General features: G+C 60.6%; 20 protein-coding genes and 1 pseudogene. 3 read left to right on the top strand and 18 right to left on the bottom strand.

The window, feature by feature from the left end; genetic code table 11:
• The first annotated feature begins 169 nt into the window (after positions 1-169).
• Positions 170-610: a rhodanese-like domain-containing protein gene (locus tag D1823_RS08600; protein WP_117869525.1), complete on the top strand. Its 441-nt coding sequence runs from the start codon at positions 170-172 to the stop codon at positions 608-610.
• Positions 607-1,431, top strand: coding sequence for a PHB depolymerase family esterase (locus D1823_RS08595; RefSeq protein ID WP_117869524.1), 825 nt, complete (start codon positions 607-609; stop codon positions 1,429-1,431). The genes D1823_RS08600 and D1823_RS08595 overlap by 4 nt, the downstream gene beginning before the upstream one ends.
• Here the strand turns inward: D1823_RS08595 and mdoH are convergent, their stop codons facing one another.
• From mdoH to cbiE, 13 genes and pseudogenes are all read right to left on the bottom strand, one after another.
• Positions 1,432-3,303, bottom strand: a complete 1,872-nt coding sequence (mdoH, locus tag D1823_RS08590; protein ID WP_117872801.1) for a glucans biosynthesis glucosyltransferase MdoH — start codon at positions 3,301-3,303, stop codon at positions 1,432-1,434.
• A complete protein-coding gene (locus D1823_RS08585) occupies positions 3,300-4,799 on the bottom strand; it encodes a glucan biosynthesis protein (RefSeq protein ID WP_117869523.1) in 1,500 nt (499 codons plus the stop codon). Before D1823_RS08585 ends, mdoH begins: the two co-directional genes overlap by 4 nt.
• Positions 4,796-6,013 carry an OpgC family protein gene (locus tag D1823_RS08580; protein ID WP_117869522.1) on the bottom strand — a complete coding sequence of 406 codons (1,218 nt, stop codon included), beginning with the start codon at positions 6,011-6,013 and terminating at the stop codon, positions 4,796-4,798. Before D1823_RS08580 ends, D1823_RS08585 begins: the two co-directional genes overlap by 4 nt.
• Before the next feature lie 28 nt (positions 6,014-6,041).
• Positions 6,042-7,412 (bottom strand): tetratricopeptide repeat protein, encoded by a 1,371-nt coding sequence (locus tag D1823_RS08575; protein WP_117869521.1) that lies wholly within the window; start codon positions 7,410-7,412, stop codon positions 6,042-6,044.
• 179 nt (positions 7,413-7,591) lie between these two features.
• The gene (locus tag D1823_RS08570) at positions 7,592-8,776 is read right to left on the bottom strand and encodes a CaiB/BaiF CoA-transferase family protein (RefSeq protein ID WP_117869520.1); all 1,185 of its coding nucleotides are present in this window, start codon (positions 8,774-8,776) and stop codon (positions 7,592-7,594) included.
• Positions 8,763-10,382, bottom strand: coding sequence for a thiamine pyrophosphate-binding protein (locus D1823_RS08565; RefSeq protein WP_117869519.1), 1,620 nt, complete (start codon positions 10,380-10,382; stop codon positions 8,763-8,765). The genes D1823_RS08570 and D1823_RS08565 overlap by 14 nt, the downstream gene beginning before the upstream one ends.
• Positions 10,383-10,460: 78 nt before the next feature.
• The gene (locus tag D1823_RS08560; protein ID WP_117869518.1) at positions 10,461-10,919 is read right to left on the bottom strand and encodes a DUF302 domain-containing protein; all 459 of its coding nucleotides are present in this window, start codon (positions 10,917-10,919) and stop codon (positions 10,461-10,463) included.
• Positions 10,920-10,977: 58 nt separating this feature from the next.
• Positions 10,978-11,748 (bottom strand): precorrin-6A synthase (deacetylating), encoded by a 771-nt coding sequence (cobF, locus tag D1823_RS08555; RefSeq protein WP_117872800.1) that lies wholly within the window; start codon positions 11,746-11,748, stop codon positions 10,978-10,980.
• Positions 11,741-12,469, bottom strand: a complete 729-nt coding sequence (gene cobA, locus D1823_RS08550) for a uroporphyrinogen-III C-methyltransferase (RefSeq protein WP_117869517.1) — start codon at positions 12,467-12,469, stop codon at positions 11,741-11,743. The genes cobF and cobA overlap by 8 nt, the downstream gene beginning before the upstream one ends.
• A complete protein-coding gene (locus D1823_RS08545) occupies positions 12,466-13,788 on the bottom strand; it encodes a cobyrinate a,c-diamide synthase (RefSeq protein WP_117869516.1) in 1,323 nt (440 codons plus the stop codon). Before D1823_RS08545 ends, cobA begins: the two co-directional genes overlap by 4 nt.
• Complete coding sequence (gene cobM / locus D1823_RS08540; RefSeq protein WP_117869515.1) at positions 13,775-14,569, bottom strand: precorrin-4 C(11)-methyltransferase; 795 nt, start codon at positions 14,567-14,569, stop codon at positions 13,775-13,777. Before cobM ends, D1823_RS08545 begins: the two co-directional genes overlap by 14 nt.
• Positions 14,566-14,946, bottom strand: a complete 381-nt coding sequence (locus D1823_RS08535; protein ID WP_117869514.1) for a cobalamin biosynthesis protein — start codon at positions 14,944-14,946, stop codon at positions 14,566-14,568. The genes cobM and D1823_RS08535 overlap by 4 nt, the downstream gene beginning before the upstream one ends.
• A pseudogene (gene cbiE / locus D1823_RS08530) lies at positions 14,943-16,141 on the bottom strand (precorrin-6y C5,15-methyltransferase (decarboxylating) subunit CbiE). Before cbiE ends, D1823_RS08535 begins: the two are co-directional and overlap by 4 nt.
• Here cbiE and D1823_RS08525 point away from each other — a divergent pair.
• The gene (locus D1823_RS08525) at positions 16,140-16,871 is read left to right on the top strand and encodes a cobalt-precorrin-6A reductase (RefSeq protein WP_117869513.1); all 732 of its coding nucleotides are present in this window, start codon (positions 16,140-16,142) and stop codon (positions 16,869-16,871) included. The pseudogene cbiE and the gene D1823_RS08525 sit on opposite strands and share 2 nt — an antisense overlap.
• Here the strand turns inward: D1823_RS08525 and cobJ are convergent.
• From cobJ to cobN, 5 genes are read right to left on the bottom strand one after another with little or no spacing between them, the layout of a single operon-like run.
• Positions 16,862-17,626 (bottom strand): precorrin-3B C(17)-methyltransferase, encoded by a 765-nt coding sequence (gene cobJ / locus D1823_RS08520; protein WP_117869512.1) that lies wholly within the window; start codon positions 17,624-17,626, stop codon positions 16,862-16,864. The genes D1823_RS08525 and cobJ overlap by 10 nt on opposite strands.
• Positions 17,623-18,351, bottom strand: coding sequence for a precorrin-2 C(20)-methyltransferase (locus tag D1823_RS08515; protein WP_117869511.1), 729 nt, complete (start codon positions 18,349-18,351; stop codon positions 17,623-17,625). Before D1823_RS08515 ends, cobJ begins: the two co-directional genes overlap by 4 nt.
• The gene (locus tag D1823_RS08510) at positions 18,348-18,977 is read right to left on the bottom strand and encodes a precorrin-8X methylmutase (RefSeq protein ID WP_117869510.1); all 630 of its coding nucleotides are present in this window, start codon (positions 18,975-18,977) and stop codon (positions 18,348-18,350) included. The genes D1823_RS08515 and D1823_RS08510 overlap by 4 nt, the downstream gene beginning before the upstream one ends.
• Positions 18,977-20,098 (bottom strand): cobalamin biosynthesis protein CobG, encoded by a 1,122-nt coding sequence (locus D1823_RS08505; RefSeq protein WP_117869509.1) that lies wholly within the window; start codon positions 20,096-20,098, stop codon positions 18,977-18,979. The genes D1823_RS08510 and D1823_RS08505 overlap by 1 nt, the downstream gene beginning before the upstream one ends.
• The gene (cobN, locus tag D1823_RS08500) at positions 20,095-23,388 is read right to left on the bottom strand and encodes a cobaltochelatase subunit CobN (protein WP_117869508.1); all 3,294 of its coding nucleotides are present in this window, start codon (positions 23,386-23,388) and stop codon (positions 20,095-20,097) included. Before cobN ends, D1823_RS08505 begins: the two co-directional genes overlap by 4 nt.
• Positions 23,389-23,392: the final 4 nt, after the last annotated feature.

The following is a 23,392-nucleotide window of genomic DNA, read 5'->3' as shown; positions in this document are numbered from 1 at the left end:
AGTCCTAATGGTTCGGTCAGGTATTCTGCCACGTTGCGAAAAAATGACACGATCTTGATGTGGGTCGGGGTTTTTCAACGCCCCCGTTTCACCCCACCTGTGATAGAACAAATCTCAGCGAACAGGAGGCTGAATCTTGGCCGAGAAAGTGAACCGAATCCGAAGATGGATGTTGATCGGCGTTTGTGCTGCGATCGCAGGTGGGTTTGCGATCAGGGAATACCGTTTGATCCCCGAAGACCACGGTGGCGGCCGGATCAGCGTAGCCGTTGCCCATGAACAGGCAGTAGACGGGCGCATTCTGCTGGTAGATATCCGCACCCCGCGCGAATGGCGGGCATCCGGAATTGGCGAGGGTGCTGTGCCGCTGGATATGCGGCGCGAAGATTTCGTCAATGCACTGACGGAATTGACCGGCGGCAATCAGGCAGCGCCAGTGGCGCTGATCTGCGCGCGCGGTGTGCGTTCAGCACGCCTGAGCAACCGCCTGATCGAGGCTGGATTTACCAATATCATCGACGTGCCCGAGGGCATGCTGGGTTCGGCCGCAGGGCCGGGATGGGTTCGGGCCGGATTACCGGTTCAAAAATTTGATGAGGATGCAGGATGATCCGGGAATTCAGCCTGGCTATAGCCGTTACAGTGACCGGGCAAGCCGCTTTGGCGGGGTGTGCCGGGCAAGAGGATACATGTGAGACGCCCATGGGTGCCTATCACATCGAACTGCCCGATGCCGACAATGCGCCCATGGTGGTTTTCCTGCATGGGTATGGCGGCAGCGGGTCGGGTACGATGCGCAATCGCGGGATGGTCGAACCGCTGTTGAAACGCGGTTACGCGGTGATGGCCCCTGAGGGGCTGGAACGGCCCGGCCGGGGCGGAACCAAAAGCTGGAATTTCTATCCAGGCTTTGGGGATCGGGACGAAACCGCTTTTCTGACCGAATTGGTGCAAGACGCGGCAAAGCGGTTTGGTATCGACGCCGACCGTGTCTTGCTGGGCGGGTTTTCCGCTGGTGCTTTCATGGTCAACTATCTGGCTTGCGAGGCCCCCGATACGTTCTCGGCCTATGTTCCGGTTTCCGGTGGTTTCTGGCGTCCGCATCCTGAAACCTGCAATGGACCGATCCGCATGTTCCATACGCATGGCTGGACAGACAATGTGGTGCCGCTGGAAGGGCGCCTGCTGGGCGGAGGGCGCTATCAGCAGGGGGATATCTACGCGGGCCTGGAAATCTGGCGTGATGCCAACAGATGTATAGATCACAAACCAACCGGGTTCAGTACTACAGGTGGTTTCATGCGCCGACGCTGGACCACCTGTGCCGAAGGCAGCGCGCTGGAATTTGCTTTGTTTCCCGGAGGGCATACCGTTCCCGCGGGCTGGGCCGACATGATGGTCGATTGGTATGAAGGGCTTCCCGGCAGTTAATCACTCGGCCGGGGTCATGTTGCCTTTGCCTTCGACCAGTCGCTTCAGTTCATCGCGATAGCGGCGCGCTGACCGGGTGATGGCGGGTTCGCTGAAGTCCTCCCGCATTCCGACCATTTTGCGCGCGGCACCTGCCGAGACACCGCTGAGCGCAGATAATGGGATAGCCAGAGCCAGGCTGATGGCAATCGGGGCCAGCCAGATCGACACCAGACCGGACAGGATACCGACGCTCAGCGCCACTCCACTGACGGTTTCAAGTGCATGGCACAGGATCAGCGTTCGCAGACCATAGGTGCCACCGTCGCGGGCCTGAGGCGACCAACCGCGCTGAATGCCGAAAGCCGTACGGAAAACAGCGATCATCTGTTGCACCATCAGGATCGGAGCGTAAAGGATCGACAATAGAACCTCTGCCAGGAAAGAGCCAAGGAATTTCCGCCCGCCACCGAAATCCGCGTAGCGTACACCGCTTAGCGGCAGGGCCAGAACGCCCAGAACCTTGGGGGCCAACAGCATCGCGTACATGACCAGAATGATCAGCGCGTGACGGGTTTCCGACATCTCGGGCCATTGCGGGAACAGAGGATTGTCGGGGCTGAAATAATGCAGGACAGAGGCATCCTGACCCTGACCGATAAGCGCCCACATCAACAACAGGGCGAACCACAATGGGGACATCAGATAGCCGACTGCGCCATGGAACATGTGGAACCGCGACACGGCACGGAATCCGGATGAACCCAACAGTTTCAGGTGTTGCAGGTTGCCCTGACACCAGCGGCGGTCCCGCATGGCGTGATCGATGAGGGTGGGCGGTGTTTCTTCATATGATCCGCGAATGCGCGGCAGAAATCGCACGGCCCATCCGGCGCGGCGCAACAGGCCAGCCTCGACGAAATCGTGGCTCATGATCAGTTTGTCCTGACCGCTGAACGAACGCAGCTTGGGCAATCCGGCGCTTGCGGCAAAAGCCTTGGTGCGGATAATCGCGTTGTGGCCCCAATAGTTGCCTTCCTGCCCGCACCAGCGGGCCAGACCTTCGGCAAAGGCAATGCCGTAGACGCCGTTCGCAAATTGCTGCATCCGGGCAAAGACAGACTGCGCGCCGATCAGTTGCGGATAGCTTTGAATCAAGCCCGCACCCGGATCGCATGCCAGTGCATCGGTCAGGCGATGGATCGCGCGCCCGGTCATCAGGCTGTCGGCATCCAGCACCAGCATGGCATCCCAATCCGCGCCCCAGCGGCTGACCCAGTCGGCAATGTTGCCCACTTTGCGATCGGTATTCTGTTCGCGGCGGCGATAGTACAGCTCAAGCCCAGGTGCCAGCGTGGTGCGCAGTGCCTCGACGCTGGCCTGTTCCTGTGCCGCAATCTCCGGGTCGCGCGTGTCCGACAGGATGAACATGGCATAGTGGTGCTGCCCGCCGCGCGCCTGAAGATCTTCCAACATGGTGCGGGCATTGCCCAGTACGTTCCAGGGGACCTCGTTGTAGACCGGGGTCAGCAGCGCCACCCGCAGGGGTTGCGCTGCGGTCCGGCGCTTGGGACGTTCCTGTTTTGCCAGCGACACCATGCCCAGCAAAACGGTGCAGACGGTGAAGGAAATCCAGAAGAAGTTGAACGAGATCAAGGTCAAAAGGATGCCTTCAATCACGTTGATGCCCGCCGCACCGAACCAATCGCTCATGACCCATAGCAAGGCCAGAGTGGCGGCCATTGCAGGCGAAAAGGCAAGCGCGCGCCAGAATCCGGTAGATGATCTGTTCTGACCGGAAGGTGCGTCCGCATCCCGGAAACGTGCGCCAAAGTTCTGCGCAGGCATCGCCAGAGGGGCTTCGGGCGGCATGATATGCAGATCGCGGTTCATGTGGTCCATCGGTATAGCCAGACCTCTGAGGCAGGCTGTTTGTCTTTCAGCAACTGCGCCCGCAGTTCCACATGGTTACGATCGCTGGGCTGGAATGAGAACGCCAGACGCAGGCCACCGGTATCCGGGTTGCGTTGCAATACCCCGTCCGAGGTTTCCGCATGGGGGGAATCCACGAAAACCGTGATCGCGTCGATATCCGCGAACAATTCGCTGTCTTCAAAGTCGATGACGGCCAGCCGGCCTTCGCCAAAGGTGTTCTCGCCCATCGCGGTGTTGACTACGCGTGGCATCGGTGTGCGTTGGGGTTCTTCCCCCCAGATCAAGCGATAGGACAGGTCGACCTGACTGCCGGCCGCAAAGGGCTCAGCCGGACGCCAATAGGCGACGATGTTGTCATAGATTTCCTGATCTGCCGGGATCTCAACCAGCGTCACCGAGCCTTTGCCCCAGTATTCCTGGGGCTCGACCCACAGGCCCGGGCGCTTGTGGTAATTTGCCTCGAGATCGGCGTAGTCCGAAAACTCTCGTTTGCGCTGTATTAGACCAAACCCGCGTGGGTTTGTATCGACGAAGGATGAAACCTGCAGACGGGTCGGGTTGGCCAACGGACGCCACAAAACCTCGCCCGCGCCATTGCGGATCAGCAGGCCGTCACTGTCGTGCACAGCAGGGCGGAAATCGTCGAACCGGCTGTGGTTGGTCTGGTCGAACAGGAACATCGAAGTTCCCGGAGCGATGCCCACATGGGGCAGTTCTTCGCGCGGGAACAGCGTTGCCTCGACATCCATGATGCAATCCGTGCCCGCCGTGACGTTGAAACGATAGGCTCCGGTCACGCTGGGGCTGTCCAACAATGCATGCACGACCATGTTTCGTTGGCCCGGTTCGGGACGCTCCAGCCAGAAACGGATGAATTCGGGGAATTCCTCACCATCCGGATCGCCGGTTTTCAACGCCAGACCCCGCGCGGACAGTCCGTAGACCTCGTGCAGACCGATGGCGCGGAAATAGCTGGCCCCCTGCCAGACGCAGAATTCATCTGTTTTGCCGGGGCGGTGCATTTCAGTGCGCAGGCGCAGGCCGGAGAAGCCCAGCGTGTCATCGATTGGCAGTTGCGGCACGTCTTCGGACTTGTCGAACATTTCCAGATCGAAGGCGACCGGCTTGGTCATGCCGTTCTCGACCGTCTCCACCTTTACGGTGCGGGGGAAATACAGGCCGGGGGTGAAGAAATCGACATTGAATGGCGTCTCGGTTTCGTACCACAGCGCCCGGTCAAGCCGGAACCGGATGGAGCGATATTGCTGATAGCTCAGGTCCTGCCATTCCTGTGGTACCATCTCGCGTTCCACATAGGGGCGGCTGGCCAGATCGCGGGCCATTTCAATTACGTATTCACGGTCAAAAGGCGTCTCACCGCCCGTCGCGTACGCGGTCGGGGCAAAGGCCAAAGCAGTCGTCGAGACGAGGAATTCGCGGCGTGTGAATTTCATTTCTTCGACTTCCAGGGTTGTGACTTGAACCAAGCTGCCAGATAAGCAACGCCGATGATCATCGCAAACCCAATCATGTTGGCGACAAAGACAGTGGCGACATCCCGCCCAGCCTGATCCAGCGCGACGCCGATCAGCCGGGCCGCGGCCATGGAAAACACAAAGACGGCAAGGGATTGCTGGCCGACCTTGGTGATAACGGCCAGCAGAAATTGCCAGATACGTGCGCCCACACCATGACCTGTTGCGATCAGACGGTGGCCGTGCTCGCCCGCTGCAACCCATCCCAGATAGGCCAGCGACAGAAAGTGGACATATCGCAGAAGGCCGAACTCGGTTTTACCGCGCAGCTCTTCGGTCAGGGGCCAGCCCTTGCGGATCACTGCGCCTAGCTCGGGCGCAGCCGTATTGATCCAGGTGAAGACTTTCCAAGATCCGAACGGAGCCGACAGGACGACAAAGGCAATTGCCACCCAGATCAAAGACTTTGACACGGGCGGGGCCGGGATCCAACCGCGCATGAATGCAAAGCCGGTGAAGAACAGCAATTGCCAGCCAAAAGGGTTGAAGAACCACTGGCGCGCGGACCAGGGTTCAGCGGGAAGGGCCAGCGCGCCGGTTTGTGCGATGAACCAGATGGCCACGCAAACTGCCGCCATCAGCCAGAAACTGACGCGGTAGAGCGCCATGTAGAGCGGCATCAGCGCCAGTACGACCAGATACATCGGCAGGATATCGAAGTAGTTCGGAACATAGGTCAGAGTGAAAATCCCGACCATCTGCGGCGCGGGGTCATTGAAAAAATGCTGTAGGTTCAGCGACGAGACATAGGTTTTCTCGAACGTGCCAGTCTGATCCAGCGCGGCCATCGTCATGGCAACAAAGAAGAACAAGGCAATATGCGCCCAATAAACCTGCCAAATGCGGTACGCGACACGTGCGGTTCCCATCCACCAGCCTTTGCGCAGAAATGCACCTCCAAAGGCGATGGCCGAGGCCATACCCGAACAGAACACAAAGATCTCGGTTGCATCGGAATAGCCAAACCGCGCGGGAATCCATTTGGCCCAGGGATCATTGGGGATATGTGCAATCAAGATGATAAACATCGCAATGCCACGGTAGAAATCCAGCCGCGGATCGCGCGTGCTGGCAGAGGCTGCGGCGGGGGCCGCAGCGGGTGCAAAATCAGAAGCGGGCGATATGGTCGCCATACGTTTTCTGTCCTTCTTGGTCTTCTTGTTATTCGGCGGGGACGCTTTGTGCGTCGCCACTGTCACGGGCTGCGTCGATCAGGGCGCGGCGCGCGATGGCATAATTGTCTTCACCTCCGGCGCGCTTGGCCCGGCGATCATCCAGAATGCGCTCGACTGCATCGAGGCGCCCGGCCCGAAGACCGGAATCGATGGTAATGCGTTCAAATACATCGCGTTGAGCGTGGCTGCCACCGGCCAGTTGCATGGAACCGCGTGCCGTCAAAAGATGATCAAAGGCCGTGGCGTAATGACCGTCACCAAAGGCCTCGAGGCCCATGGCAGCGGCAACACCGGGATCCGCCATTCGGCGGGTCATGTCGTCATTGGCGCGCGCTGCATCCTTGTTCATGCGGCTCAGCATCTTGGCCGTGGCGTCGGCGCGGTTATCACCGGTCAGCGCCAGCAAATAGTGTAGATCCGCGAAGATCAGGCAGCCGTCTTCAGTCCGCGCTGCACTCAGATCAGCCAGTTCTTCCCAGCGGTTCCCAACATCTACGCCTTCGAGCTCAAGCCGAGTCAGAAGTGAAGTTGCGTTCGAGATGTCCCGGTAATCGTCGGTTTTGTCCTTGCGAATATGGGCGTCATACAGCTCCATCACATGATCAACCTGACCCAGATCCAGATGCATCAGTGCCTTGTGCCACCAGACGTGGTAACGGAAATTGTTGCAGTGGGACCAGGCGGCCTCACGCCCGGCCAGCCAGTCAAGGCCAAGTTGCGCGTTGCCTGTCATCTCATGAACGTGGGCCACCGCGTGAAGGCCCCAGGCGTCGTCGGACACCATCCACAGCGCCTGTCGGCCTGAGATCTCGGCCTTCTCGTAAGCGCCGGTTTCCTCCAGTGCGAAGGAATGACAGCCCAGCAGATAACCGCGCCCCGGATGATCCGGTTCATAAGCGGGCATCACCCGCTCGATCGAGCGGCGCATCCCGCCCGCATCACCCAGAACGAAGCGGGTTGCGTGGCTTAGTTTCATCGCCAGAGTGTCCTGCGGATGGTCACGCAGGATTGTTTCGAATGTCTGAACCGCCTGCGCCTGTTGGCCGGCCAGATACAGGGCCAGCGACTCCACATACAGACGTTCGCGCTCAGTTACGGGCTGACGTTCCATCGCCGCATTGGCGGCAGCCAGCGCTTCGACGGCAACCGCCATCATCTCTCGCCGTCCAAGCAGCGCCATGAACAGACCTTTGATCGCATGACCCAGCGCGAAGTCGGGCTCAAGTTCAAGCACTTTGCCCAAATGCTGAGGCGTGACAGCGGCATGAGCCATGAACCCAAGCTGAACACCATTCCACGCTTCGACGGCCGCCGGCTGGGTCAGGGTGTTCATCTGTCCGAAAACGTCTTGTTTCATGCTTGGGTCCAATCTGATTGCGATATTTGACACTGTTCGATGTAACAGAGTGTGCGAGAGCGGCGTAACAGTATCGACCCTGCTCTCGAATTGGTGAAATGACGTGTGCGTAAAAGACGAAAAAAATCGCCGATTCAAGGGCATGTTTCAGCAACTTGCCGCCTAAATGTGCAAGTATTTCAATCCTCGAACGGGTTTTCAGCGCTCAGAACGGCCTCGGTATCGGCTCCACAGACCGGTGGAGCATTTCGATATGTTACAGGCGTGCGAGACAGGTTCAGAGGATTCCCTATCAGGTTGACCTGACCCGGATGGGCCTGCATGGCAATCTGCATTTGTCTTGCAGCCACTTGTTCCGTGTTGAACACCTGATCCAGCGTCTGCACCGGGCCGACGGGCACTTTGACAGCTTCCAGGCCGGAAATAACGGTCTGGGTGTCCAGCGCCTGCACCGCAGGACGAAGGATGGAATTCAGTGCGTCACGATGCTCCAATCGGGCCGGGTTGGTCGCGAATCTCAGATCGTCTGCCAGTTCAGGAGCATTGATGAAGCCGCAGAGCTTTCTGAACTGGCCGTCATTTCCAACCGCGAGAATCACGTGCCCATCGGCGGTTTCGTAAACGTCATAAGGGACGATATTCGGGTGCCCGTTGCCGCGTCTTTGCGGAACATTGCCTGACGTCAGATAGTTGACGCCTTCATTGATCAGCCAGGCAATCTGAGAATCTACCAGCGCCAGATCGATCTGTTGGCCCTCGCCGGTCAAGTCGCGGTGGCGCAGTGCGGCCAGGATACCAACAGTCGCATACATCCCGCACATCACGTCGGCGATGCCAACGCCCACTTTCATGGGGGCGCCCTCGGGGTCGCCGGTCAGCGACATGATCCCGCCATAGCCCTGCGCCATCAGGTCGTAGCCGGGCTTGCTGGCATTCGGCCCAGTTTGACCGTAGCCCGAGATTGAACAGTACACGAGGCTTGGAAACTCTTGCGACAGGGTGGCGTAGTCCAGCCCATACCTGGCCAAGCCGCCCGGTTTGAAGTTCTCGATCAGGATGTCCGCGTGTGACGCCAACCGTCTGATTTCCGCCTGACCCTCGGTCGAGGAGATATCCAGCGCGACGGATTTCTTGTTGCGGTTGGCCGACATGAAATAGGCGCTCAGATCCGAGCGGTTGCCCTCGGCATCGCTCACGTATGGCGGGCCCCATTGCCGCGTGTCATCGCCCCCGGTTGCCGGGTTTTCGATCTTGATGACGCTTGCACCCAGATCGCCCAGCAGTTGCGTGCAGGTGGGGCCTGCCAGGATCCGGCTAAGGTCCAGAACCTTGACACCCTTCAATGGGCCTTCAGATGCGGCCATCATAGCCTCCACGCTCAACTTCAGCGGCAATCACTGTAAATGTCTCAGCCTTTACAGCAGCTTCCAGTGCGGCGCGCAACTCTGTCCTGTTATGAACCGTATGGCCATTGCCGCCAAAGGCCCGGCCCATGGCGGCAAAGTCATGATGGCCGAAATCGACGCCCGTGCTACGCATCTGTCGCTGGCGTTGTTTCAACTCGATCAGGGCAAGGCTGGCATCGACGAAAACCAGAAAAATCGGGTTGCCGCCCATTTCAGCAGCAGTCGACAATTCTCCTGCAACCATTAGGAACCCGGCATCGCCCGAGAAGCTGATCACCGGGCGGTCGGGCTCTGCCAGTTTCAGGCCAATGGCCATAGGAACAGCGCAGCCCATAGTGCAGAGCGCCGAGGATTGGATCAACCCGCGTTCTTCGTTGCACGCCCACATCTGGCTCAACAGAATGCGGTGAGCGCCACTGTCGGCGGTGGCCAGTGTTTCAGGCGGCAGGACAGAACGTGTTTCGGAAATTACGGCAGCGGGCCCCCAGCTTTCATCGGTGGAGAAGGCCTTTGCCAGCGAGGCTTTAACCTGCGCTGGCTCGTTGCCTGGCCATGTTTCACGGGCCGGGTTGCCTTTGGCAATTGCCTCCAATGTCTCGCCCGTGTCGGCGACAAGGTTCAATCCAGCCTGATGCATGTAGTGGTCGTTGACCACGGCAGAGATATCGATGACGCGTTTTTCTTCCGGATCCCAGATCTCACGCCAACCGGTGCGCATTTCGATCGGGTCATATCCCAAACACAATACCAAGTCCGATTGTTCGATCAGAGGCACGAGATGCTTGTCAGCCAGCGGCGATAGTCCTGCGCCGCCGAGACACAGCGGGTGATCCTCGGGCACGACACCTTTGGCCTTGTAGGTCGTCACGAAAGGAATACCAAAATGTTCCAGGAACGCCTGTACCACACTGCGCGAGTCGTCATAGAGGACATCCAGGCCGATAATGGCAATGGGGCGTTCGGCCTCGGCCACCCAGCGGCGGGCCTTCTCAAGGCATTCACCGCCGGGGCTGACCGGCGCGACCTTGGCCAGCCGGCGGCGTTTCACGCCGGTTACAGGCGTGTCGGCCACTGAAATCGGAACGTCGATATGAACCGGGCCCAGTCGTGGCTGCATGGCCAATGACACCGCCTTGTCGGCAATGACATCCGCGCCCTTGGCTGTCAGTGTATAAGTGCCCTTGGTGATCGAGCGATAAACCCGGCTGTGATCCATGACCTGATGGGTATAGGTCAACGCTTCGTCCGCGTCGACGCATCCGGTCAGAACGACCATCGGCACACGATCCTGCAAAGCGTTCGCCACCACATTGATCCCGTTCATTGCACCCGGACCCAGCGTGGCCACCAGAATCGCAGGTGCACCGTCGCGATGATGCACGGCTTCTGCCATGAACCCGGCAGAGTTTTCGTGCTTGGTCAGATGAAAGGTGATCCCTGCCTTTTCCAGTGCGTCGACCAGCGTCAGGACCTCGCCCCCCGGCATCCCAAAGGCGTGACGACAGCCCGCTTCATAAAGACGTTGGGCCAGAAGATCCGCAGCGCGGGGCGAGGAGTCCTGCATCAGTCATGCTCCGAGAAACTGTTTCGAAGCAGATTGCGGAGGACGCCTCTGGACGCAAGGCGGTTCACGGCAGTGTGACTATTTGACTGCGCTTTCAGCGATCGATTGAAACTTTGTGTCAAGTTCTGTGGCAATATTCACCAGGTCTTGCCCACCTTCCGATGCGTAAGGCGTAAAGACAAAGCTGGGGGTCTTGTAAGACAGGGTCGCCGTCCCGTCTTCGTTCTCGGTTACGTAAAACCGGATCGGAGCCTCGATCATCGCGTGGACCGAGGTCTCCAGAACCCGCACGGCGTAGTCATTGTTGAAGGCCCCGATCACGCGGTTTCCCGGAAGGGTAATCCCACGTGCTGCCGCCGCTTTGGTCGGGCCCGCCTGAGTCACGACGATCAGTCCGTTTTCCTTGATCGCGGCTTTGGTTGCGTCAACCAGCTCGGCGTACGGCTTTTGGGATGGGTATACGGCCCAGCCCTCGGGCGTGTCTTGAGCCCAAAGGGGTAAAGCGATCAGGCAGAGCAGGGGAATGAAGGTTTTCATCAACGCGTCTCCGGTATCTTGCTTTGACCTGTGTGCCAGACTTGAGAGTTCTGCGCAGTCACGAAACCGTGTTCGCCGAGCGGCGCTGCACCTCGCGTTTCTTCAGCACGTAGATATCCATGATCCAGCCATGATCGGCTCGGGCGCGGGCGCGCGTATCAAGGATCCGCTGCGCGACCTGATCCAACGGGCCACTTATCAACAGCTCTTCTTTCATACCCACATAGGCACCCCACCAGATGTCATACTCTGCCCTTTCAAGGGATTGGAACGAGCATTCCCCATCCAGCATGACGGCGACTTTTGAAGCGGTTTCAGGCCAGCCTTCATCCCTGATACGGCGCCCGGTGGTCACGACATAGGGTGCGCCCAGATCATTGATCGGGATCGCATGAGCCGCGGTCAATGCCTGCAAGGCTGTGATGCCCGGAATCACCTTGGTGTTGGGCTTGGGGTCCAGCCGCGCCGCAATGCGCAGCGAACTGTCATACAGGGACGGATCGCCCCAAATCAGCAGCGCAATGTGCTGCGCCTCCGGGTGGGCCTCGATCGCCTCTTGCCAGCGCAGTGCAATGGCGTCGTGCCATTCGTCTACGCCATGCAGATAGCCGTCATCCGCGCGGCGCTTGGGGATGTCAAAATAGGCAATCTCCGGCGGTGTCTCGGTTACCCGATCAATGATTTCCTCACGCAGCCCGGCCAGATCGGCCTTGTTCTCACCTTTGCGGGGGATCAGGATCAGATCGGCCGACCGGATCGCCTGCGCACCCTGAAAGGTCACATGATCCGGATTGCCGGTGCCGATGCCAACCAGGCTCAGGTCAATCATCTTCGCACTCAGCCAGCGGCCCATAAAGGATTAGGGCCGGAGCTGTGCCGATCTCGGATTTCAGCTGTTCGGCCAGGGCGCCGATGGTGGCGCTCGTCAGCTTCTGATCCGGGGTCGAAACCGATTCAGCCATTAGGGCAGGCGTATCCAAAGGCAGGCCGCGGGAATGCAAAGCTTCTGCCAGAAGCGGGAAAGTACGTTTGCCCATGAATACGACGGTGGTGGCCTGAGAATCGGCCAGTGCTGTCAGGTTCAGATCGTCCGGCAACGCGCCACTGACATCATGTCCTGTCACGAACTGCACCCGCCGTGCGGTCAGACGACGCGTCAGCGGAATGCCAGCGGCAGCTGCGGCAGCGACGGCAGACGGGATGCCGGGAATGATCTCGAATTCAATGCCTGCATTACGCAGGGCAACAAGCTCTTCTTCCAGGCGCCCGAACATGCCGCCATCGCCGGACTTCAGCCGCACGACATGCTGGCCGGTCTGGGCGTAGTCCACAAGCAACCGGCTGACATGGTCCTGCTTGGGGGACGGTCGACCGGCCCGTTTGCCCACGCCCACAAGATCCGCGTTTTCGCGCGCATGGCTCAATATAGGCCCGCTGCTGAGGTCATCGAACAAAACCGCATCGGCCTTTTGCAGGCGATCTACGGCCTTCAGTGTCAGCAATTCCGGATCACCAGGGCCGGATCCGACGAAAGAGACAAATCCGCTCATTCAGATGCCTCCGCAATCAGGTGAAAGAACGTACCGGTGACATTGCCGCGAACAGAGCCGGTCTGAGGCCCTTCTGCGCCTTCGGCATCAAACACACGGGCGAGTGGCGCGTCAGGCTGATCCACGATCGAGGAATAGTGGAACTCATGCCCGCGCAACGCCGCATTCTGTGCAAATCCCGGCATCGGGGCCAAAAGTTCGGCCTTGCGATAGCCCAGGTTGAATTTGCGTTTTTGGTACGACGTCACCAGCCCCAGCAGGCCAGCCATTTCATGCCGCACGCCATCCTTGTCGATCAGCGCATGACCCAGCGCCATATACCCACCGCACTCCCCATGCACAGGCCTTGTTTCCGCGTGCTTGCGCAGACCAGCGAGGAACGTTCCGGCAGCAGCCAACGTCCCGGCATGCAGTTCCGGATATCCGCCGGGTAGCCAGACCAGATCGGCATCCGTCGCCGGAGCTTCATCGGCCAGAGGTGAGAAGGGCAGTATCTCGGCCCCTGCTGCGCGCCAGCCTTCCAGCAAATGCGGATAGGTAAAGGAAAATGCCGCATCGCGAGCCAGTGCAATCCGCTGGGCCGGAGGGCGCGGCAGCGCGTCTGACGATGGCCCAATGGGGCCTGAGGAAGCCACCCGTTTGATCGTTTCCAGGTCCACATGTTCGCGCAGAAATGTAGCATATCCCACAATGGCACTTTCCAGATCCGGGTGTTCGACGGCTTGAATCAAACCCAGGTGACGCTCGGGGAGGGTAAGGTCGCCTCGGCGCGGCAGAACACCGAGTACCGGCAAGCCTGCACGTTCCATCCCCAACCGTGTCAGGCGCTCGTGCCGGGGGCTGGCGCAGCGGTTCAGGATCACTCCCGCAAAGGGCAGATCGGGGTTGTACATCTTGAACCCCAGCGCTGTGGCCGCAGCAGATTGCGCCTGACCGCCAACATCCAGAACCAGTACGACCGGCCAACCCATCCGTGCGGCAGTCTCGGCGCTTGACCCATGACCCAACTCGCCCGGCTTGGCCACGCCATCGAACAGGCCCATCGAGCCTTCGGCCACCACGATGTCAGCGCCTTCGGCCTGAGCTGAAATTGCGTTCAACAGCGGGTCACCCATCGCCCAACTGTCCAGATTAAACGAAGCCCGCCCAGCCGCTGCTCGGTGGAAGGCGGGGTCAATATAATCCGGTCCGCTCTTGAACGGTTGAACGGTCAGGCCATCCTCGGCCAGCGCTCGCAACAGGCCCAGCATGACCGTTGTCTTGCCTGTGCCGGAGGACGGTGCGGAGATCAGAAGGCCCGGAGGGTTAATCATCACCATGGCTCCAGCTCGACCAGGGGCTCTCGGCACTTTGTGGACGATAGCGGCGGTCGTAATCTTTCGAATAAAGGCAGCTTTCGTCAAAGCCTTCGCCCGCCAATGCCGGACCAACCATGATCAACGCAGTGCGCGAGATGCCGTCGTCCAAGGCTTCCTTGAGCGTTTCCAGCGTCGCGCGGATGATCCGTTCATCCGGCCAGCTTGCGCGATAGACCACGGCAACTGGGCAGTCAGTGCCATAGGCTGGGATCAGGTCAGCAATGACCTTGTCCAGATTGCCGATCGACAGGTGAATGGCAAGTGTCGCCCCTGTGCGTGCGAAATTCTCCAACGACTCGCCTTCGGGCATGGAAGATGCGCGGCCCGGCGTCCGGGTCAGAACCACGGATTGCGCCAGGCCGGGCAAAGTAAGTTCAGTTCCCAAAGCCGCCGCAGCCGCGGCAAAGGACGGAACGCCCGGGGTTACGCTGACCGGGATGCCCATTTTTTTCAGGCGGCGGATCTGTTCCCCCATCGCCGACCAGACCGACAGGTCGCCGGAATGCAGACGGGCCACGTCCTGGCCGGCCTGATGTGCGGCCTCGATCTCGGCCATGATCTGATCCAGGTCCATTGGAGCGGTGTTCACGATCTTTGCACCTTCGGGGCAGTGGTCGAGGATTTCTTCCGGAACCAGGGAGCCTGCATAGAGGCAAACGGGGCAGGATGCGATGATGTCGCGTCCACGCAGTGTCAACAGGTCGGCAGCGCCCGGTCCGGCGCCGATGAAATGAACGGTCATGTCTGTCCTCCGATGGCTATGGCACAGGTCGCCAGCCGGTCGTCTGAAATCTGTCTGGGTGAAAGCAGCCGCGCGCCCAAGCCAAAAAGCTTTCCGGCGGCGGCCAATGCGGATGCTTCGGCCACGCTTCCGGTGCCATAGGTGGCGCGGCTGCGGGTCGAGCAGGTAAGCGTGCGTTGACCGGCCAGATCGGCGGCACCAACGAAATGCAGTGGAAGGGACAGTTCTTCGGCAAAAACTGTCAGGGCGAAATGACCTTCCTTGTCGGCAACAGTTGCCAGGGCGGTCACATCCCGGCTCGCTGCCGCCGCATCATATGCGGCGCGCAGGCTGTCGACTGTGGCGGCAGACGAGAATCCCAAACCGGCAACGATCATAGCGTTACGCTCCACTGCACTACCGGGTAGGCGGATTTCCAGCCGCGGCGTGGTCCAAGCGGCGCAGATTGTGCGAGTTCGATCCGCAGGAGTTCACCGCCCAGATTCTCATGCCAATGGGCAAGTGTGGCCTCGCTTTCCAAAGTCACCGCATTGGCGATCAGACGCGTGCCAGAGGGTAGATTCGTGTGCACCCAGTTCAGCAGGTCTGCACTGAGCCCCCCCCGATGAAAACCACATCAGGCAACTCTAACCCGTTCAGCGCAGCGGGCGCGGTGCCATGGATGACGTTCAACCGATCCTGTCCCAATGCAATTGCATTCCGACGAATGCGATCTGCTCTGTCAGCGCGGGGTTCTATGCTGGTTGCGGTCAGGGTTGGGTCACACATCAGCCACTCGATGCTGATCGAACCAGTGCCCCCTCCGATATCCCACAGATGCTCGCCCCGTTGCGGGGCAAGCGCCGAGAGTGTCAGCGCGCGGATCGGGCGTTTGGTGATCTGCCCGTCCGTCTCAAAGATGGCGTCCGGTTTACCAGACGCTTTGGACAGGGCGGGTCCTGCACCGGAGACTTCCAGCCCGACGCAGACCGGATGGTCGAACGTACCCAACAGCGCTTCGGTTAAGGTGACTGTTCGGGTGTTTTCGCGCGGGCCACCTAGGGCCTGCATCACATGCAGGGCCGAGTCGGCAAAGCCTGTCTCGGTCAGATACGTAGCCAGTTCCGCCACGGCTTTTCCGTCGCGCAGCAACAGGATCGCGTGCAGTCCCGGGGCCAGATGCGGTCGCAAACGGGTCAGTGGGGCGGCATGCAAGCCGAAAGTCAGAGTGTTTTCCAAAGGCCAGCCGAGCCGGGCAGCGGTGAGAGAAAAGGTGGATTGGCCGGGCAGGGCGGTCCATTCACCGGCATCGAAATTGCGCGCAATGACGGAGCCTGCGCCAAACCAAAACGGATCGCCCGAGGCCAGAACAACGGTCTGCCGGCCACGCAATCCTTTCAGGATCGGCAGCCCATCCGAGAACGGCGCTGGCCATTCGACACGTTCCGCCCCTGTTTCAGGCAGCAACGACATGTGACGGGGCGGCCCCATGATCACTTCGGCCCGGTCCAGCACTTGACGGCTGGCAGTCGACAGGCCATCAAACCCGTCTTCGCCCAATCCAAGAACGGTCAGCCACGGAGATTCAGACATGACAAACCTCCTGATCCTTGGCGGAACGACCGAGGCCAATGCGCTGGCCAAAGCTGTTTCGGAACAAGGGATTGCGGCTGTGTATTCCTACGCTGGACGGGTCGAAAACCCGCGTCCGCAGCCCTTGCCGGTAAGGGTTGGCGGTTTCGGCGGTCCGGAAGGTCTGGCCGCCTATGTCAGTGACAATGCCATCACCCATGTCGTGGACGCGACCCATCCATTTGCGGCCCGGATGAGCCGGAACGCGATTGAGGCGTGCGCCGCGACGCGGACGCCATTGGCCGCGTTGACCCGGGCGGCCTGGATGTCGCAGCCCGGCGATATCTGGCATAACGTGCCCGATATCGCTGCCGCCGTCGACGCATTGTCCGGCGATGCTCAGCGTGTCTTCCTTGCAGTTGGCCGAATGCATCTTGAAGATTTTTCGACCCAGCCTCAACACAGTTACCTGCTGCGCCTTGTGGATGAGCCCGACACTTTGCCCTTGCCGAACGCAGAGGTGGTCGTCGCCCGAGGGCCGTTTGCCGAAGCTGACGACCGGGCGCTGATGCAGCACCATGGGACGCAGCTGGTCGTGTCCAAGAACGCAGGCGGCTCGGGCGCGCGCGCCAAGCTGGATGCGGCGCGGGCGCTGGGCCTGCCCGTGCTGATGATCAATCGCCCGGTTCTGCCGAAGCGGACCGAGTTTTCGCAGGTCGGACAGGTTCTGGACTGGCTGTTTCATCCCTGATCCTCATCAGGGGTGAAGCGAGGAGTGTAAATGATGGGTGCTCCATCGCGCTCGATGACACGCGTGCGGGATGAACCCACGATCACCACGGTCTGCATATCAGCCATGTCGGGCGTGGCTTCGGCCAGTGTCGAAATACGCATCTCTTCATCTGTCCGCGATACGGCGCGGGCGAACAGGATCACACGCTCGGGCTCACACTCGTCGCGCAGGACTTCCAGCGTCTTTACAAAGCCTTCCGGGCGGGACTTCGAGCGTGGATTGTAAAAGGCCATCGAGAAATCCGCCTGTGCAGCAAGACGCAGGCGTTTTTCGATCAATGACCATGGTTTGAGATTGTCGCTGAGGTTGATGGCGCAGAAATCATGCCCCATTGGGGCGCCCGCGCGTGCGGATGCAGCCAACATCGCCGTGATCCCCGGCAGCACATCGATCTGAAGGTCGCGCCATTCTGCGGGGCCGTTTTCCAGCGCTTCGAAAACGGCCGCCGCCATGGCAAACACGCCGGGATCACCCGAGGATACAACGACCACGCGTTTGCCATCTGCGGCCATTTGCAGCGCGTGTCGCGAACGGTCTATTTCGACCCGGTTGTCACTGGCATGCAGTGTCAGGCCCAGGCGCTCGGAAATACGCGCCACATAAGGAATATAGCCCACAACATCGGTGGCTTCGGCCAGTGCTGCCGTTACTTCTGGCGTAACAAGCGCCTCGTCACCCGGCCCAAGACCGGCAATCTTGACCCAGCCGCTCATGGTCGCCGCCCCTGACCGTGCACGACGATGATCGAGAAATACGGGGTGATCTTCTCGCCGGCTTCAGGCAGCTTAGTCACCGTCTGGTTTGGCATCTGCGCATATTCCACGATCCATGCCCGGTCATACAGGCCAGCGGTCTTCAGAGCGCGTTTCACCTTGTCGATGTTGCGCCCGATTTTCATCACGACCAATGCATCGGTTTTAGCCATGCGTTCAGCCAGCGTGTCTTCGGGCAGGGTGCCAACCAGCACGGTCAGAACATCATCACCCCAGGTGATCGGGTCTCCTGTCGCAGTCCAGGCTCCGGACATGCCCGTAATGGCGGGTACAACTTCAACCGGCGCGTCTTCGCGCAGACGACTGTAAAGATGCATGAACGAGCCATAGAAGAACGGATCACCCTCGCACAGAACAACCACGTCCTCACCCTGTTTGGACAGGGACTTGAGATGCTTGGTGCAGTCTTCGTAGAACGCAGCCAGCAATTCGTTATAGCGCGGATCTGTCACCGGGATCTCGGTGGTCACGGGATACTCCATAGGGAACTCGATCGCACCTTCGGGGATCATCCCGTTGACGATCTTGCGTGCCTGGCCGCTGCGACCGGGTTTGCGGAAGAACGCCACATGTTTTGCATTGCGCAGCAGGCGATCCGCCCGGACGCTCATCAAATCCGGGTCGCCGGGGCCAAGGCCCACGCCGTATATGGTGCCCATCTTCATTCTGCCCGGCTTGCGATGGCGTTGACGGCCGCCACTGTGATGGCGCTGCCGCCCAGACGACCTTTGACAATGCAGGACGGCACCGGTTGGGCTTCCCAAAGCGCATCCTTGGATTCCACCGCACCGACAAAGCCTACCGGGCAGCCGATGATCGCGGCAGGGCGCGGGCAATCCGGGTCTTCCAGCATGTTCAGCAAATGAAAAAGCGCGGTGGGCGCATTGCCGATGGCGACCAGCGCGCCCTCCAGATGCGGCCGCCACAGCTCCAGCGCAGCGGCGGAACGGGTGTTGCTCATCTCGGCGGCCAGCGGGCGTACGCGTTCATCGTGCAGGGTGCAGATCACCCCGTTATCGGCGGGCAGGCGGAAGCGGGTGACGCCTTCGCTGACCATGCGCGCATCACACAGGATCGGTGCACCGTTTTCCAATGCAGTACGGGCCGTTTGCACGAAGCCGGGCGAGAAATGCACGAACTCTTCCAGCCCGACCATACCCGCGGCGTGAATCATCCGAACGGCAACCTGCTCTTCATCGGCATCAAACCGGTCCAGATCAGCCTCGGACCGGATGGTGGCAAAGCTTTCCTTGTAGATCGCTGCGCCATCGGTTTCGTATGTATAGGGCATCAGGTGAAGTCCATGGTCATGAGTGTTTGGGGGTCAAGCCCGCGCTGGCAGGGCTCATCCCCCGCGCGGCCCTGTTTGACAAGATCAAATCGTCCGTTATCGCCTACCAATGTGATGTCAGCGGGGCCCATGCGGGCGCATCCCTTGCTACAGCCTGAAACATGGAGACGTCCGGAAACACGCGAAGCCAATGCGCGGGCTATGTCGCGCGTCTCTGCCTGTGCCTGCGGGCAGAACGGTGCGCCGGGGCAGGCGTCGGTGGTCATCAACGGATCGGTTCCATCTTCGACAAACGCCGAGGCAGGTGTCGCCGCCCCGCCTTCCAGCAGGATCAGCCGCCACGGTGTGACGCGCAGGGCGCAAGCACCGCTGTCCTCGATCAGATCATACAGCTTGCGCGCAGGCAGCGACCCAAAAGCCGCGCCGTACAGAGCACCCAGTTCACAGGGGCCGGGTTGAAGCTTTGCGCCAACAGAACCGGGCGCACACCCTTGCCATTCCTGCGGCAGGGCGTCGATGACACGCGCCATGCGGCGTGTCTCGGGTGTGTAGGTTTTGGAAAACCACATTGCCAGCGCGATCACGTGGTCAATGGCGTCGGTCTCGGTCACGCTCCGCCCGGTTTCGCACCCGTCAGCGCGCAGGATCAGGCCGTCCGCACCGGCTTCCAGACGAATATCCGCCGAATCCGACTCCAGCAGACGTTCGGGGCCTGTGTCGATTGCAAAGCCGAACTTTGCAGGCAGGGCCGGCAGCTCCGCAAGCCGGTCAATCAGGTCACGGGTCAACCGAGCGGTCAAATCGCCCGCCTGATAGAGCGGTGTAACCAGAATATTGCGGCGTATTTCGATGCCGGGTTCCGCATCCAGCAGGTTCAGCGCGGCAAGCTCTTTGAGCAGAGACTGGTGGTCTTCCTCGTCCACGCCCCGCATTTGCAGATTGGCGCGATTGGTCAAATCGATCGAGCCGTTGCCAAAGCGGTCCGCCAGATCGCACAGTCCCAGAGCCTGATCGGCGTCCAGACGCGCCAGCCGGGGCCTGACCCTGACGACCAGACCGTCACCGGACATCATCGGACGATGGGTGCCGGGGCACCAGCCCTGAACAATTGGTGCACTCATCTCAATTCCTCCAAATCGGCCCGGATGGAATTCCGGCGCGTGTTCCAAAGCCCGGCCTCCAGCAGCGCGCGGAACCGGTCCTGCATGGCCTGACGAGCTTTGGGATTGGCCTCTTGCAGGAACGCGTCCACCTCTGTGTTGCCCAGCGTGGCATCGTGGTAGAGGTCAAATAGATGTGGTGCGACCGTGCCGGACAAATGCGCGAATGAGGCCATATGATCCAGCGTCGCTGCGATTTCAGCGGCTCCGCGGAAACCATGGCGTTGCATTCCGGCGATCCAGCCGGGATTGGCGGCGCGGGCATGGACGACACGGCTGATTTCTTCAGGCAAGGTGCGGGCACGAGGATTTTCCGGATTTGTGTTGTCCAGATGGTACAGCTGCGCGGTTCCGCCGGCGATCTTCTTGGCGGCGGCAAAACCCGCCTCGTGTGTGGCATAATCGTTGGCCAGAAGAAGATCGGTTTCGGTCAGGTCCTGCAAGTGGACAAAGCTGTCCGCATTTGCAACGCGTTGGGTGATACCGTCCTTGTCCTGCGATATGTGTTCGCCTTCCAATGCAAAAGAGCTGGCCTCAAGCCACGCTTCACCGGCCTGTGCACGGGCCTCGTCGGTATACACCTCGGAAAGTTCGGTCATGTTGACGCCATAGCTTCCGGGCGCAGGTCCATAGACCCGCGCCACCGGCTCCTGCCCGGCATAGGGGTTCCAGTCCGCCGCCTCATCACGCGCGGCCAATGCGCGAACCGCTTGGCCAAACAAAGCGGACAGCGTCGGGAAAACATCCCGGAACAGGCCTGACACCCGCAAGGTCACGTCCAGGCGCGGGCGGCTCAGGTCAGTGATAGGCAGAACCTCGATGCCGGAGACCCGCTCGGACCCTTTGTCCCATACGGGTTTGACGCCCAGCAGGTGCAGCGCCATGGCAAATTCCTCGCCCGCCGTGCGCATGGTGGCTGACCCCCACAGATCGACGATCAGCCCCTTTGGGTAATCGCCTTCTTCCTGAAGATGGCGTCGCACCAGTTCCTCGGACAGTTTCACACCCTGCGCATAGGCCGCACGGGTCGGAACCGACCGCGGGTCAGTGGTGTAAAGGTTCCGCCCGGTGGGCAGAACATCTGACCGACCACGATAGGGTGAACCCGAAGGCCCGGCATCGATCCGTTTTCCCCCGAGCGCTTTGATCAGCGCGTCGCGTTCAGCGTGGGCCGACGGGGCCGGATCGAAATTGCCCGTCACCTCGGGCACGCGCCCGAAGATGTGCAGCCCGTCGCCAAACTGGCTTTCCTTGATGTCACAGACAAAGCGGTCGATACGTGTGATCGCTTCGGCGGTGCAGGTTGCCTGATCAAGGCCGAGATCGCTTTCCAAGCCAATGGCCTGAGCTTCATCACGGATATCTTCCTGCAAGCGGTCACGGCGTTTGGGGTCAAGCCCGTCGGCGTTCGAAAACTCATCCAGCAGCGATTCAAGCCGGACCATCCGATCCGGCGTGCCACTTTCCTTCATCGGGGGCGGGATGTGGCCCAGCGTGACCGCTCCAATCCGGCGCTTGGCTTGCGCGGCTTCACCGGGATCATTGACGATAAAGGGATAAATCACCGGCAGATCGCGGATCAGCGCCTCGGGCCAGCAATGAGCAGACAAAGCGACCGATTTTCCGGGCAACCATTCCAGCGTTCCATGTGCCCCGATGTGGATCAGCGCGTTCACGCCCAACCCTTTGCGCAGCCACAAATAGAAGGCGACATAGCTGTGGCGCGGGGTGCGCGAGAGGTCATGATAGTCGTCATCACGCAGCTCGGGCGTGCCGCGTTCGGGTTGCAGCGCGACCAGCGCCTTGCCGCGTCGCAGTGCGGTGAAATAAAAGACCCCATCGGCACAGGCCGGATCATCTTCGGGCGCGCCCCATGCGGTGTGCAGATCGGTGCGCAGGGTCTCGGGCAAATCCGCAAGCGCATCCAGATAATCCTCGAGCGCCCACGAAATCCGTGCGTCCAGAAGAGTGTCGGCAATCGGCTCGCCAGTCGCGATGTCATAGCCTTCTTCGCGAAGATCGGACAGCATCGCTTGGGCCGAGGCCAGCGCGTCAAGGCCAACCGCATGGGCCATCTGCCAGTCTTTGCCGGGATAAGTGGACAGGACCAGCGCGGGAATCTGATCTGCCTTGGGTTTATCGTTCAGTGCAAGCCAGCCCGAGACACGGTCGATGATCGCTTCGATCCGGTCCGGTTCGGGCCGATGTGCAAAGCGCGCGTATTCCAGATGAGGATCGCGTTTGCCGGGTTCCTTGAAAGACGCGACTCCCGCCGAGATCCGCCCATCCACCTCGGGCAGTACCACATGCATGGCCAGATCGGCGGGGGACAGCCCGCGTTCTGCTTCGGCCCACGCTTTCCGGCGCGAGGTGGCGAGAGCGACCTGAAACACAGGCACATCTGCTGCGTCCAGAGGCGATGTTCCCGACGCACCTTTGCCCGAGAAGGCAGTGGCATTGACAATTGCCGATGGTTTCAGCGCAACAACCTGTTCCCGCAACCAGTCGGCGGCCACAGGCGCCTTGAGCGACGGGGCAAACAGGCCCATCGCCTCGAATCCACGGGCCCGCAGGCTGCGGATCAGGGTGGCGATCGGGGCGGTGTCTGCCGAGGTCAGGTAAGCGCGGTAGAAGGTGACGAGGATGCGTTTAGCGTTATCTTCGAACGCGGTTTCCACCGGGATTACGCCGCGACCCGGACACCACGCGCCACATTCGGGCAAGGTCTTGGCGCCCATCACCGGACCGGCATAAAGCCCTGCCGCCAGAGCCATCTGTGCCAGTGCGGCCTGTGCCGCGACCTCGCCGCCGGTATCGCACAGATGCGCCAGCCGCCGCAGGGTCGAGACGGGCAAGGTGGAATAGTCATCCAACCGCGTATCCTCGCGCCCGTCCGCTGGGAGGACGGCCAGAGCGATGCCTTTGGCCTGCGCCAGTGCCAGAACCTGCTGCAGGCCGTAGGACCAGTAGGGCACGCCACCGATCAGACGGATCAGAATGCCCTTGGCGCCCTCGAGCGTCTGCTCGACATAGGTGTCAACGGACAGCGGGTGTTTCAAAGCTGTCAGATTGGCCAGCCGCAGGGTCGGCATTCGCCCATCCGGTCCGCCACCACGATGCCAGCCCGCCGCGAAAGCACCCAGGTCGCTGTCCGAGAAAGACAGCACCACCAGTTCTGCTGGGCTCTGGCCCAGATCGGTCGGGGTCTCGGTTTCCTCGAGCCCGTGGCTTTCGCGGAAGACGACGTGCATGGGT

Origin of the sequence: Ruegeria sp. AD91A, assembly GCF_003443535.1 — a bacterium.
Lineage (GTDB): Bacteria > Pseudomonadota > Alphaproteobacteria > Rhodobacterales > Rhodobacteraceae > Ruegeria.
This window is presented reverse-complemented; position numbering and strand designations above follow the sequence as displayed.

What these genes read in the sequence shown, in the direction of transcription:
- D1823_RS08535 (WP_117869514.1), bottom strand. Translation starts at nt 14,946, where the DNA reads ATGATCGTTGCCGGTTTGGGATTCTCGTCTGCCGCCACAGTCGACAGC.
- D1823_RS08585 (WP_117869523.1), bottom strand. Translation starts at nt 4,799, where the DNA reads ATGAAATTCACACGCCGCGAATTCCTCGTCTCGACGACTGCTTTGGCC.
- cobM (WP_117869515.1), bottom strand. Translation starts at nt 14,569, where the DNA reads ATGACCGTTCATTTCATCGGCGCCGGACCGGGCGCTGCCGACCTGTTG.
- cobN (WP_117869508.1), bottom strand. Translation starts at nt 23,388, where the DNA reads ATGCACGTCGTCTTCCGCGAAAGCCACGGGCTCGAGGAAACCGAGACC.
- D1823_RS08515 (WP_117869511.1), bottom strand. Translation starts at nt 18,351, where the DNA reads ATGAAGATGGGCACCATATACGGCGTGGGCCTTGGCCCCGGCGACCCG.
- D1823_RS08545 (WP_117869516.1), bottom strand. Translation starts at nt 13,788, where the DNA reads ATGGTGATGATTAACCCTCCGGGCCTTCTGATCTCCGCACCGTCCTCC.
- cobA (WP_117869517.1), bottom strand. Translation starts at nt 12,469, where the DNA reads ATGAGCGGATTTGTCTCTTTCGTCGGATCCGGCCCTGGTGATCCGGAA.
- D1823_RS08560 (WP_117869518.1), bottom strand. Translation starts at nt 10,919, where the DNA reads ATGAAAACCTTCATTCCCCTGCTCTGCCTGATCGCTTTACCCCTTTGG.
- D1823_RS08575 (WP_117869521.1), bottom strand. Translation starts at nt 7,412, where the DNA reads ATGAAACAAGACGTTTTCGGACAGATGAACACCCTGACCCAGCCGGCG.
- cobJ (WP_117869512.1), bottom strand. Translation starts at nt 17,626, where the DNA reads ATGAGCGGCTGGGTCAAGATTGCCGGTCTTGGGCCGGGTGACGAGGCG.
- D1823_RS08595 (WP_117869524.1), top strand. Translation starts at nt 607, where the DNA reads ATGATCCGGGAATTCAGCCTGGCTATAGCCGTTACAGTGACCGGGCAA.
- D1823_RS08525 (WP_117869513.1), top strand. Translation starts at nt 16,140, where the DNA reads ATGACAAACCTCCTGATCCTTGGCGGAACGACCGAGGCCAATGCGCTG.
- D1823_RS08600 (WP_117869525.1), top strand. Translation starts at nt 170, where the DNA reads ATGTTGATCGGCGTTTGTGCTGCGATCGCAGGTGGGTTTGCGATCAGG.
- D1823_RS08505 (WP_117869509.1), bottom strand. Translation starts at nt 20,098, where the DNA reads ATGAGTGCACCAATTGTTCAGGGCTGGTGCCCCGGCACCCATCGTCCG.
- D1823_RS08510 (WP_117869510.1), bottom strand. Translation starts at nt 18,977, where the DNA reads ATGCCCTATACATACGAAACCGATGGCGCAGCGATCTACAAGGAAAGC.
- cobF (WP_117872800.1), bottom strand. Translation starts at nt 11,748, where the DNA reads ATGATTGACCTGAGCCTGGTTGGCATCGGCACCGGCAATCCGGATCAT.
- D1823_RS08580 (WP_117869522.1), bottom strand. Translation starts at nt 6,013, where the DNA reads ATGGCGACCATATCGCCCGCTTCTGATTTTGCACCCGCTGCGGCCCCC.
- mdoH (WP_117872801.1), bottom strand. Translation starts at nt 3,303, where the DNA reads ATGAACCGCGATCTGCATATCATGCCGCCCGAAGCCCCTCTGGCGATG.
- D1823_RS08570 (WP_117869520.1), bottom strand. Translation starts at nt 8,776, where the DNA reads ATGGCCGCATCTGAAGGCCCATTGAAGGGTGTCAAGGTTCTGGACCTT.
- D1823_RS08565 (WP_117869519.1), bottom strand. Translation starts at nt 10,382, where the DNA reads ATGCAGGACTCCTCGCCCCGCGCTGCGGATCTTCTGGCCCAACGTCTT.